The sequence below is a fragment of the Pseudomonas sp. HLT2-19-2 genome (genome assembly GCF_054898005.1).
In genome coordinates, this window is sequence record NZ_CM142712.1 from 2,020,900 (window position 1) to 2,032,746 (window position 11,847).

General features: G+C 58.0%; 7 protein-coding genes. 4 read left to right on the forward strand and 3 right to left on the reverse strand.

Translation table 11 applies throughout. The annotated features are described in order from the left end of the window. The first annotated feature begins 45 nt into the window (after nt 1-45). The 3 genes from ACYZTU_RS09415 to ACYZTU_RS09425 all read left to right on the forward strand — a co-directional run bounded on the left by ACYZTU_RS09415 (nt 46) and on the right by ACYZTU_RS09425 (nt 5,695). On the forward strand, nt 46-4,701 hold the full coding sequence (locus ACYZTU_RS09415) for an RHS repeat-associated core domain-containing protein (RefSeq protein ID WP_461969631.1): 4,656 nt from the start codon (nt 46-48) through the stop codon (nt 4,699-4,701). After that, nucleotides 4,701-4,988: a contact-dependent growth inhibition system immunity protein gene (locus ACYZTU_RS09420; RefSeq protein ID WP_461969633.1), complete on the forward strand. Its 288-nt coding sequence runs from the start codon at nt 4,701-4,703 to the stop codon at nt 4,986-4,988. The genes ACYZTU_RS09415 and ACYZTU_RS09420 overlap by 1 nt, the downstream gene beginning before the upstream one ends. A 383-nt stretch (nt 4,989-5,371) precedes the next feature. Next, the gene (locus ACYZTU_RS09425; RefSeq protein WP_461969635.1) at nt 5,372-5,695 is read left to right on the forward strand and encodes a hypothetical protein; all 324 of its coding nucleotides are present in this window, start codon (nt 5,372-5,374) and stop codon (nt 5,693-5,695) included. Nucleotides 5,696-6,001: 306 nt separating this feature from the next. Here the strand turns inward: ACYZTU_RS09425 and ACYZTU_RS09430 are convergent, their stop codons facing one another. Next, nucleotides 6,002-7,792 carry a bifunctional diguanylate cyclase/phosphodiesterase gene (locus ACYZTU_RS09430; protein WP_461969637.1) on the reverse strand — a complete coding sequence of 597 codons (1,791 nt, stop codon included), beginning with the start codon at nt 7,790-7,792 and terminating at the stop codon, nt 6,002-6,004. A gap of 149 nt (nt 7,793-7,941) precedes the next feature. After that, nucleotides 7,942-10,023, reverse strand: a complete 2,082-nt coding sequence (locus ACYZTU_RS09435; protein WP_461970994.1) for a carboxy terminal-processing peptidase — start codon at nt 10,021-10,023, stop codon at nt 7,942-7,944. Nucleotides 10,024-10,162: 139 nt separating this feature from the next. On the opposite strand from ACYZTU_RS09435, the gene ACYZTU_RS09440 reads away from it, so the two are divergent. Continuing rightward, entirely contained in the window at nt 10,163-11,125 is a 963-nt protein-coding gene (locus ACYZTU_RS09440) for a zinc-binding dehydrogenase (RefSeq protein ID WP_461969639.1), read from the forward strand. Nucleotides 11,126-11,187: 62 nt separating this feature from the next. Here ACYZTU_RS09440 and ACYZTU_RS09445 read toward each other — a convergent pair whose 3' ends face one another. Next, nucleotides 11,188-11,841 (reverse strand): HAD family hydrolase, encoded by a 654-nt coding sequence (locus tag ACYZTU_RS09445; RefSeq protein ID WP_461969641.1) that lies wholly within the window; start codon nt 11,839-11,841, stop codon nt 11,188-11,190. Nucleotides 11,842-11,847 lie beyond the last annotated feature (6 nt).

The following is an 11,847-nucleotide window of genomic DNA, read 5'->3' on the forward strand; positions in this document are numbered from 1 at the left end:
GTTTGACCCGGTTTTTCACTTCACTTCATGCCGTTCGGTGTGTTGATGGAGCACATCGCCCGTATCGAGCAGGAACTCGACGGTTTTCCGGACACCCTGTCCCTCTACCGCGAACAACTTAAGCGTTGGTTTAACCAAGCGACGGATAAGGTCAGCCGTGTCGCTGATTTGCCGTCGCTGATGGGCATGGAACGGCTCATAAAGCTTGGTAATACCACCACTGCGGTGAGCCGTGGCGATGAGGACTTTTTCTCGAGCGTTGCGCAGTGCCCTGCCAATCGGATTCTGCAGATCGAGAGCAAGTTTGAATCGGTCTATGACATTCCGTTGGGGAATATTCAGGTCGATGTGATTGCTGTTGAGGGTGGCGAGAGTACGCCTGTCACGCTCGATGAAAACGGTAAAGGGCAGTTCGAAGGCACTCCCGGCAAGTTCTATCGCGTTCATGTCCAGAATGAAGTCACCCCGACTCAAATCGATGATCTTTTCTCCTCTTACGACGGCCTGACCAAAGAGCTGGACGGCTGGCTGCGCCAAGAGTGGGAAGGGTTCAAACCACAGTGGTCGCAGTCGACTTTTGCTGCGACGGGTAACGGAATGCTCGCAGGGAGCTGGGCCGCGATCGTGGGCGTGTGGGACAGCATCAGCCTGCTCTCGGACATTCTTCAGGAGCCGCGCAAGTTCGTTGAGCGTTTGGGGAGTGGTGCCGACCAACTGGCCGAGTTGGCAGAAGAATTTCCGGCAACGATGGCAAAAATCCAGCTGCTGGCTAGCGATGAAGCGGCGCTGTGTTTGCTGCTGCGTACGGCCAGTCTCTGGCTGGAAATGCTGCCACCCAGTGAGATTGCCGGTAAAACCGCCGAGGCTGTGTCCACGGTAGTAGTGCAGCTGCTCATCGACATTCTGATCGGGATTGTCCTGACCTTCGCGGGCGCGGGTGCGGGCATTGCCTATCTGGGTATGCGTCTTGCCAATTATGGCAAGCGGATCGTCAACGCCGTACTGGGCCTCGTCAAAGCGATCTTCACGATCATCAACAGCTTCATGACCTACGTCGACCGCTACAAAACGGTCGCTGCGCGCGGTGTGGCTGCGGGTCTGAAACAAGGTCGGATGCAATTGCGCTGGAATGGCCGCAAGAACACCACGCTGAAAAAAGACGAACACCACGACGACGTCCCGGATCAGGCGAAAAACCCCAACGGCGACAGCGCCGATTCCGCCGATAACACCGCCACCAACAAATGCCCGGTGTCGATGGTCACCGGCGAAGAACTGCTGACCCTCACCGACGGCTCGCTGGACGGCATCCTGCCGTTCGACTTCACCCGGCTCTATCGCACCAGCGCTGCCGACATCGACGGCGGCCTCGGCTTCGGCTGGAGTCACAGCCTCGCCCATCGACTGGAAATCGACGGCGACCACGTCATCTGGATCGACCACGAAAACCGTCGCACCACTTTCCCGCTACCCAACCGCGAACGCCCGGCGATCCACAACAGCCTGTCGCGGGCGGCGATTTATCTCGGCGATGAACCCGAAGAACTGATCCTCGCCCAGGCCGGTGACGACACGCGGTTTTATCACTTTCAACACGGTCGACTGACCACCATCAGCGACGCTTACGACAACCGCCTGCGCATCACCCGCGACCGCCAGGACCGGATCAAACGCCTCGACAACGGCGCCGGACGCGCCTTGCTGTTGCGCTATGACCGCAGCCATTTGGTCGCCGTCGACTATCAGGTTTTTGTCCCGGCCCAGACCCTCGACGAGGCTTGGCACACCGAGCAGACACTGGTCAGTTATCGCTACGACGAACGCGATCAACTCATCGAAGCGACCAACGCCGCCAACGAAAGCGAGCGCTACGACTACGACGATCAGCACGTCATCCTGCAGCGGCAGTTGGCCGGTGGGGCGAGTTTCTTTTGGGCGTGGGAAAGGTCCGGCAAGGCGGCCCGATGCATCCGCCACTGGGCGTCGTTTGCGCAGATGGACGCGCGGTATGTCTGGGATGACCAGGGCAGTGTCACCGTTCAGAACATCGACGGCAGCGAAGAAGTTTACGTCCATGACGACCGGGCGCGGCTGGTGCGCAAGGTCGAACTGGATGGTGGCGAACACCTCAAGGCCTACGACGACCAGGGGCGGTTGATTGCCGAGCAGGATCCGCTCGGCGCCGTCACTGAATACCGATACGACGAAGTCGGACGGCTTATTGCGCTGATTCCGCCGGAAGACGAACCGACGGCCTACGAGTACCGCAGCGGTTTCCTGCACGCGCGCTTTCGCGGCAAAGCGGTCTGGACCTATCAGCGCAATGTTCAGGGCGCTATCACCGAAGCGACCGATCCCGACGGCCATGTCAGCCACTACCACTACGACAAAAAAGGCCAGCTGCTGTCGATCCGTTACCCGGACAACAGCCGGCATGTCTTCGTCTGGAGCGCCTTAGGGCAACTGCTCGAAGAGACCTTGCCGGACGGTAGCCAGCGGCGGTTTTCCTACGATGTGTTGGGGCGGCAGATTACCCGTCAGGACGAACACGGCGCCGTCACCCAGTACCAATGGGATGCCGTCGGACGACTGATCCAGACGACGCTTCCCACAGGCGCCAGCCGCGCCTTCAGTTACAACGCCTACGGCAAGATCACCGCCGAACGCGACGAACTGGGCCGCGTCACCCGTTACGAATACGTCGACGATTTGCACTTGGTCAGCCGTCGAATCAATGTCGACGGCACCCAGCTGAACTATCGCTACGACAACGCCCAGCTGTTGCTCACGGAAATTGAAAACGAATTCGGCGAAAAATATCAGCTGGACTACACGGCCAACGGCCTGATCCGACAAGAAACAGGGTTCGACGGCCAGCGCACGGCGTATGCCTACGACCTCAACGGCCAACTGCTGGAGAAAACCGAGTTCGGCGAGGACGACTCGCAGCTGGTGACGGCTTATCAGCGCGACGCGGCAGGGCGGTTGCTGGTCAAAACCCTACCCGACGGCATCAAGGTTCAATACCGCTACGACAGCCTCGGTCGCCTGATCAGCGTCGATGACGGTCACGATCATCCGCTGGAATTCGAGTACGACCAACAGGACCGGCTGATCACCGAGCATCAGGGTTGGGGCACCCTGCGTTATGGCTACGACGCCTGCGGCCAACTCAATCGCCTGCGCCTCCCGGACGGCAGCAAACTCGATTACCACCACGCCAAGGGTGGCGCGCTGACCGCCATCGACCTCAACGGTGCGCGACTCACCAGCCACCAATTCGCCTTCGGCCGCGAACAAAACCGTCAGCAAGGCCTGCTGCTCAGCGAATATGCCTACGACGATCAGGGCCGACTGAAGGCCCACGCTGTCAGTCAACAGCACCAACCGCTGTATCGCCGCGACTATGCCTACAGCGCCAACGGCAATCTCGACAGCATCGCCGACACCCGCCACGGCCAGCGCAGCTACCAATACGACCCACTCAACCGCCTGACCCGCGTGCGCCACAGCCGCGACGACCCACCGGAAAACTTCGCCCACGACCCCGCCGGCAACCTGCTGATGCAGGACCGTCCCGGCGCCGCGACCGTCAAAGGCAATCGCCTGCTGATGCAAGGCGATCGCCACTACGACTACGACGCCTTCGGCAACCTCATCCGCGAACGCCGCGGCACCGCGCAAAAACTCGTCACCGACTACCGCTACGACTGCCAGCACCGGCTCATTGGCGTCACCACACCGGACGGTCGCTGCTCAAGCTACCGCTACGACGCCTTCGGCCGCCGCATCGCCAAAACCGTCGACGGCCACACCACCGAGTTCTTCTGGCAGGGCGACAACCTCGTCGCCGAAAGCAGCCGCGAGCACTACCGCAGCTACGTCTACGAACCGGGCAGCTTCCGCCCACTGGCCATGCTCGACGGCAAAGGCCCGCAAAAGGCTTGCCCGTTCTACTACCAACTCGACCACCTCGGCACACCGCAGGAACTGACCGATTTTGGTGGCGAGATTGTCTGGTCGGCGAAGTACAACGCCTATGGCAAGGTCACGCGCCTGGCGTTCGGTGGGGGAGAGCAGCTAGATCAGCCCTTGCGTTTCCAGGGGCAATACTTCGATGCCGAGAGCGGCCTGCACTACAACCGGCATCGGTACTATGATCCGGAGGTTGGACGGTATCTGACGCCGGATCCGATCAAGTTGGCGGGTGGGCTGAACCAGTATCAGTACACGCCGAATCCGACGGGGTGGGTTGATCCGTTGGGGTTGGCTTGTAACCCGTGCCCTGGCGATATAGATGCCGATGGGCCGTATAGCGGAATTGTTCCTGGTGGGGGCTTAGCTGCGCATGAGGCTCGGGGAGGGCATCTGATTGAAAAACACATTGGTCGATCTGAAGCACAGTTGGCCAAAAGGCTTAAAGATGAGGGATGGCTTGGCAAGGCGTCTACTTTCTATGATCGAGCAACGGCAGAAAAAGCTATGTCCAGCGTGATAGCTACCAATAAGGCTGTAATAGCAAAATTCTTAAAGAGCCGAGATACTCAGATCATTATTAGTGACTCTGTTTCTTATCCAGTTGGCGTTGTATTAAGACGCAAAGCGTCAACCGTGAAGCCTGTATCCGGTGTATATCTACTTTTACGCAAGGACAGGCAAATGCCAGACGGATATCGAATACATACAGGGTATGCAGAATAATGAGCACAAGATTTCCGGCGCTATTTCAGTTCTTGGCTGGCTACTTCCATGAAGATTGGCGCTGTGATCACGAGTCAGAAGATGATGTCGTTCGATCGTTCGTTGCTGACTCATCTTCTGAAACGATTTCTCAAGTGAAGGACGAGTTGCAGGTCGTTTTGCGTACTATCCGAAGTGAAAAGGAATTACAGATATTTTTGTTTGAGGAAATCGGATGTTCCTACTATTACCCCTATGCGTGGCCCTCAGGTAAAGCTTGGTTGGAACATGTTTTTGCCATGCTTTAGCCATGGACATTGCTAGATTTACTGTGCGTATGGGATTAGGAGGGGTAACGAAATTTCTGGGCAAGGTCGTCGGAAGTTTCCTTCAAGTTGTAGCGGTTTCCATGAACTGGTGCGGAGTGAGATCCATGGATAGTCTTTGGCTGTCGCTGCATATGCAGTGGCAGGGTGTAGGAACCCTTACTCCAACGTGCATCAGTACTGTCGATTGATTGCGGCACTTAAATCGTGTCCGTAACATCGTTCGCGGCGGCTGTGTGCGGGACACGTTTCGACGTGGCTGAGTTGGAGTGTCTCAGTTTCCTACTCCCGCGCACGGCTGCCACCCAAGCCCGTAGGAAAGGCTGTTGGTAGCTTTAAATTAGTACTCCATGGACTTTCAAAAAATGACGACGCTAACCCCCGATCCACCCTACAAAAAACCAACCCCCCACCCCGAAAACCGCTTCATGGCGCTCACCAGCAACTGCGACGACATGCCCACACTGTTCGTTGATACCCAAGCGCCGCTTGATGTTTTGTATGACGCTGCCAGCTACCGAATCCGCGCTGTCACTCAAGTGATGGAGAACCTGTCCATGCGTGGTTCGATTGAGTGTCAGTCCTTCATTCTCAGTGACTTTGCCTTGCTCTGCGCCATTCCGTTGCGGGATGGGTGTGATGTGCTGGATGTGCTTGGCCGGCGGTTGCGGGCACGGCCTTCGGAGTAGCACCGGGCGGCTTTTGTGGCGAGGGGGCTTGTCGGAACGCCGCATCGCCCGTTCGACTGCCAAGCAGTCGCAAGACCGAGCCCTGCGGTGTACCTGACAAAACCGGATTGCAGGTTTTGGGGCTGCTCCGCAGCCCAACGGGGGCAAGCCCCTCGCACAGGGTTGATGATCGTTCCCACGCTCCACTCTGCGTGGGAATGCAGCCCGTGACGCTCTGCGTCACATCAGTGTCAGGCTGGACACCAGCGGTGGGGCTGGAACGCGGAGCGTCCCTGGAGGCATTCCCAGAGCATGGAAACGATCAGATCACCGATGCCCGGCAACCAACGCTTCCTCGGCTTCTGGCATCGCCAAACTATCAATCACATGCACGCTAAACCCAGGCATATTCTTCGCGTGGTGTTTGGCTTGCGAGGCCATCTCCGCCAATTGGCTTGCATCGAGGTGTCCACAGGCCTGTGGATGTAAATGCACCACGCCGATTGAAAGTGACAGCAACGCAAATTCCTGGCGCACACCCTGACGGTTTGGGGCGATGAAGCAGCCAGCTTCCAGGTGCTCGCTGCGGTAGAAGCGTCGGCACTGGCTCTGGAAGTCGTCCAGCAACTGGTTCAAACGTTTGCGCCAGTCTTCCGGGCCGAGCACCAGCAGGAAGTCATCGCCGCCGATATGCCCGACGAAGTCGCGGGAAGGGTCAACGCGATCATTCAGGCATTGTGCCAGACACAGTAGGACTTCGTCCCCACGGCCGTAGCCGTAGATGTCGTTGAAGGGTTTGAAACTGTCGATGTCCACGTAGCAGATCACCGATTCCCGTTGCTGTTGCAGCAGCCGTGTCAGGCATTGCTGGATCGGCACGTTTCCCGGCAGCAGGGTCAGCGGGTTGGCGTAGCGGGCTTGCTGGATTTTCAGTTCGGTAATCAGTTTGAGCACATCGATAACCCGGCCCAACCCCAGATAAGCGCCATTGAGGGTGATGATGAAGTCTTCTTCGATGCGCTGCCGCGCGCGGCTGGTGATCAGGCGACTCACTTGTTGCAACGACTGGCTCATCTCAACGGCGAGAAAGTCGTCGTTCATCAAGCGGCTGATCGGCTTGCGGGCGAACAGGTCGGTGGCAAAGGGCTTCAGCAATGCGTCCGAGAGCGAATGCCGATGGACGATGCCGCAAGGGTGGCCTTGCTCGTCGAGCACCGCCAGTGAGTTTAGGTTGGCTTGGCGGCGGAAGGCTTCCAGCACCGTGGCGGTCGGGGTGTCGCGGGCCACGGCCGGTTGATCGTTGAGCAGTGCGCTGAGGTCGCTGCCTTCGTCATTCAGCGCCACGGCGGTGCTGTCATGTTTTGGCATCATTGCTCGGGCATCCCGAGGCGGTTGCTCTTGAGGCCGACAGAGTAAATAACCCTGAACCAGGTCGACGCCCATCTCGGTCAACACCGCGAGTTCTTCCGGCAGCTCGATGCCTTCGGCGATCACTTGCGCCCGCGACGCCTTGGCGATTTGCAGGATAGAGCCAACGAATTCGCGCTTGAGGGCGTCCTGGTGAATGCCATCGATGAAGTGTCGATCAATCTTCACGTAGTCCGGACGCAATTCGGACCAGAGCCGCAAGCTCGAATAGCCTGCACCCAGATCATCCAGAGCAATGGAAAACCCCATCGCTCGATAGTGATGCAGCGCGGTTTGCAGCAGCTCGAAATCGTCGGTCGGGGTCTGTTCAGTCAGTTCGATCACCACCTGACTCGGCGGTATGCCGAAATCCTGCAGCAGTTGCAGGGTGCGACCGGGTTGGTGAGCGGCTTCGAGCAAGGATTCCGGAGAAACGTTGAGGAAAAGTTTGCCGGGCAGTTGTTGTTCGTTGAAGCGGCGGCAAGCGCTTTCACGGCAAGCGATCTCCAGTTCGCTCAGGCGGCCAGCTTGCCGGGCGACGGCGAACAGTGCGATGGGGGAGTGCAGCGGACTGTTGGAGGGGCCGCGACTGAGTGCTTCGTAACCGAGAATGCGTCGCTCAGAGAGGCAAATGATCGGCTGGAACAGGCTGTGCAAACCGCTTTGAGCCAGTATGGAACTCAAGGCACTCAGCTGTTCGGTAGTGGTCATGGCGATCTCTGGCGATAAAAAAAGGACTGGGAGCACACTCTTGGTTTAAAGAGGGCTCCCAGTCCTGTATTTCACGACAGAATGATGACTGTTTGATGACGCTCCGGGGAGCGTTAGCATTAAATTGCCATCATCTTGCTTGTAACAACTTAGTGCTTGGCTACCGCGGTGTTGAGTTTCAGATAGTCCAACAGAATCCGACCGGTCTCGCTCAGATAAGCATCGTCTTCTGGTTTGGTCTTGTCTGGTTCGGCCGCGATCGCGTCTTCGTCTTCTTTCTTCAGCTCTTTGAGCGGTTCTTCACCCTTGGCCTTGCGACGGATATTTTCCATGGCAAGTTGCTTGGCTTCGATATCGGCGTGTTGTGCACGACGATCAGCTTCATTGAGGCTGACGGTTTTTTCTGCCATCAGTTTCTGCGCCAAGGCCAGCTTGTCGCGAATGAACACGAACTCCGCGTCTTTGGCCGAGCGTACCTCGTGCTCGGATTTAAGCTGCGAGATGTACGGCTTGAACGGGTCGACCGCAGGCTTGATGGCCGCACGGATGGTGTCCCACGGCATGGCTTCAGGCAGTGCGCTTTCGCCGATTTCCTTGGTGTCGATGATCGACGGGTAATTGATGTCCGGCAGTACGCCCTGATGCTGGGTGCTCTGGCCGGAAACCCGGTAGAACTTGGCCAGGGTCAGTTTCAGTTCGCCATGGTTCAGCGGCTGAATGGTCTGCACGGTGCCTTTACCGAAGGTCTGGCCGCCAATGATCAATGCGCGGTGGTAGTCCTGCATGGCGCCGGCAAAAATCTCCGAAGCCGAGGCGGACAAGCGGTTGACCAGCAGCGCCATCGGGCCTTTGTAGAACGCACCCGGGTTTTCATCTTCCAGCACATCGACCCGGCCATCGGCATTACGCACGAGAACGGTCGGACCTTTGTCGATGAACAGACTGGTCAGCTCGGTGGCTTCCTGCAGGGAACCACCGCCGTTGTTGCGCAGGTCGATGACTACGCCGTCAACTTTGTCTTTCTGCAACTCGGTCAGCAGTTTCTTGACGTCGCGAGTGGTGCTCTTGTAGTCCGGATCGCCAGCACGGAAGGCCTTGAAATCCAGGTAGAAGGCCGGGATCTCGATGATGCCGAGCTTGTAGTCCTTGCCGTCTTGTTTCAGGTTGAGGACCGACTTCTTCACAGCCTGGTCTTCAAGCTTCACTGCTTCGCGGGTGATCGGGACGATCTTGGTGGTCTGGTCGTTCGGCGCGTTGCTGGCCGGGATCACTTCCAGGCGCACCACGGTGCCTTTCGGCCCACGGATCAGCTTGACCACTTCGTCCAGACGCCAGCCGACCACGTCGACCATTTCTTTGTTGCCCTGGGCAACGCCGATGATCTTGTCAGCCGGTGCGACTTGCTTGGTTTTGTCGGCCGGGCCTGCCGGCACCAGACGCACGACTTTCACCTGGTCGTTGTCGCTCTGCAATACGGCGCCGATGCCCTCGAGGGACAGGCTCATGTTGATGTCGAAGTTCTCCGCGTTATCCGGCGACAGATAGTTGGTGTGCGGGTCGTAGGACATGGCGAAGGTATTGATGTACGCCTGGAAGATGTCTTCCGGACGGGTTTGGTCCAGGCGCGACAATTGGTTCTTGTAACGCTTGGTCAGGGTTTCCTGAATCTGCTTGGGCTCTTTGCCAGCAATCCTCATCCGCAGCACTTCGTCCTTGACGCGTTTGCGCCACAGGTCGTCGAGTTCTGCTGTGGATTTGAGCCAAGGGGCGTCCTTACGATCGATCAGCAAGGATTCCTTGGTCGTGAAGTCGATCTTGTCGACGCCTTTGTTCAGCTCGGCAAGGGCGAAGTCCAGACGCGCTTTGACGCGGTCCAGGTAGCGCTTGTAGATGGTGAACCCGGCGTTCAGGTCGCCGCTTTTGAGGAAGTCGTCAAACTGGGTTTTCCATTTGTCGAATTCGGCAATGTCGCTGGCCATGAAGTAGCTGCGCGACGGATCCAGCAGCTTGAGGTAGCTGTCATAGATGATCACCGAGCGCGCATCATCGAGAGGCGGTTTGCTGTAGTGATGGCGCTTTAGCAACTCGACGACATTCAGGCTGGCGATCACTTCGTCACGATCAGGCTGAAGCTTGTCCCAGCTATTGGCTGCAAACGAATTGGTCGACATCGGCAACAGGCCGATACCAATGAATAGAGCTAGGGCGGTGCTGGGGAAAAAATACTTCATGCTGATTCGACGCGGGGACAATTGATCACGCATATTAGGCCGTCTTTGAAGTCGCCGGTTCCACAAAGGGCCGGTCAAAAATGCAAGAAAGCCCGGCGCTATAGCTACGGGCTCAGTCCAGACTCACTATGGAGGCACTGTGAAAGCATTGCAAGGCGTTGAAGGTCAAGTGGCGTGGGTGGAAGAGCCCAGTCCTACATGCGATGTAGGACAAGTTCGGATTCGAGTGGCGGCTGCGGGTCTCAATCGCGCCGATTTGCTACAGAAGGCGGGTCTTTATCCGCCACCGCCGGGAGCCAGTCAGGTACTGGGTCTTGAGTGTTCGGGGGTGATCAGCGAGGTGGGGCCGGGTTCGTCCTGGCAGGTCGGGGATCGGGTCTGCGCCTTGCTGGCCGGGGGGGGGATGGCCGAGGAGGTAGTTGTCGACGGACGGCATGCGTTGCCGGTTCCCGAAGGTTTGTCTCTGGCTGAGGCAGCAGCGCTGCCGGAAGTGTATGCGACCGTTTGGCTGAATTTGTTTCAATTGGCTGCGCTCAAGCCGGGTGAGAAAGTTCTCCTGCATGCCGGAGCAAGTGGAATCGGTTCAGCTGCGATTCAGCTGTGCAAGGCGTTTGGTAACCCGTGCTGGGTCAGCGTCGGTTCCGCCGAGCGTTTGGCTTACTGCGAAGCGCTGGGCGCGCAAGGCGGGGTAGTGCGCAACGGGGATCTGGACAGCTTGAACGATCTGGGGCCGTTCGATGTGATCCTTGATCCGGTCGGCGGTGACTACGCGACGTTGAATCTGAAACTGCTGGCCCGCGACGGCCGTTGGGTGTTGATCGGCCTGATGGGCGGACGTGAGGCGAAGCTGGATCTGGCGCAGGTGCTGGCCAAGCGCGTGCAATTACTGGGTTCGACCTTGCGCAGTCGCGACGATCAGTTCAAGGCAGATTTGTTCAGTGATCTGAGCCAGCATGTCTGGCCGTTGTTTGCCGAAGGGCGTTTGAGTCCGCAACTGGCCAAGACCTTCCCGATCAAAGATGCTGAAGCGGCATTTGCTGAGTTGGCGACCAATAAGGTAGCGGGGAAGTTAGTCTTGGTGATCGACCCAAGCCTGACCTGATTTCCGGCTGGCTTAGATCGTTCCCACGCAGAGGCGTGGGAACGATCAGTGGGGAAGGGGGATTATTTCCAGAGATGGATCGGCCAGCCCGCTTTTTCGGCGTGCTCAAGCAACACTGGATCCGGATTCACCACGTGCGGGAAATCCACCTTTAACAACAGCGGCAAGTCATTGCGTGAGTCCGAGTAGAAACTAGCGCCTTCCAGATTTTCCTCCTCCGCATCCAGCCATTCCAGCAAGCGCGTGATCTTGCCTTCGCGGTAGGTCAGCGTGCCGACGGTGTGGCCACTATAAACTCCGTGCGCGACTTCCAGCTCGATGCCGAGAATCTCGTCGATGCCCAAACGGTCGGCAATCGGCCTGACCAGGTGCGTGCCCGACGCCGAGATCACCAGAATCCGGTCACCGGCCTTGCGGTGGGCAGCGATAGCTTTGGTGGCGTCGCTGAAGATGATCGGCTCGATGAAGTCTTCCACCCAAGGCCCTACCAAATGGTCGACCTCTTGCGGAGTGCGCCCGATCATCGGCTCGAGACTGAAGGTCATGTAGTCCTCCATCCGCAGCTTGCCGTGGCTGTAGGCGTCCATCAGTTCGTTGTTCTGACGCATGAACGACTCGGGATCGACCCAACCCAGGCGGCCCATTTGCTCGCTCCAAAGGGTGGCGCAGTCACCGTGGATCAGGGTTTCGTCCAAATCAAAAATTGCCAGGGCCATCAGTGC

Excerpts from the sequence above, each read along its gene's own strand:
- ACYZTU_RS09415 (WP_461969631.1), top strand. The coding sequence starts at position 46 with ATGGAGCACATCGCCCGTATCGAGCAGGAACTCGACGGTTTTCCGGAC.
- ACYZTU_RS09420 (WP_461969633.1), top strand. The coding sequence starts at position 4,701 with ATGAGCACAAGATTTCCGGCGCTATTTCAGTTCTTGGCTGGCTACTTC.
- ACYZTU_RS09425 (WP_461969635.1), top strand. The coding sequence starts at position 5,372 with ATGACGACGCTAACCCCCGATCCACCCTACAAAAAACCAACCCCCCAC.
- ACYZTU_RS09430 (WP_461969637.1), bottom strand. The coding sequence starts at position 7,792 with ATGACCACTACCGAACAGCTGAGTGCCTTGAGTTCCATACTGGCTCAA.
- ACYZTU_RS09435 (WP_461970994.1), bottom strand. The coding sequence starts at position 10,023 with ATGAAGTATTTTTTCCCCAGCACCGCCCTAGCTCTATTCATTGGTATC.
- ACYZTU_RS09445 (WP_461969641.1), bottom strand. The coding sequence starts at position 11,841 with ATGGCCCTGGCAATTTTTGATTTGGACGAAACCCTGATCCACGGTGAC.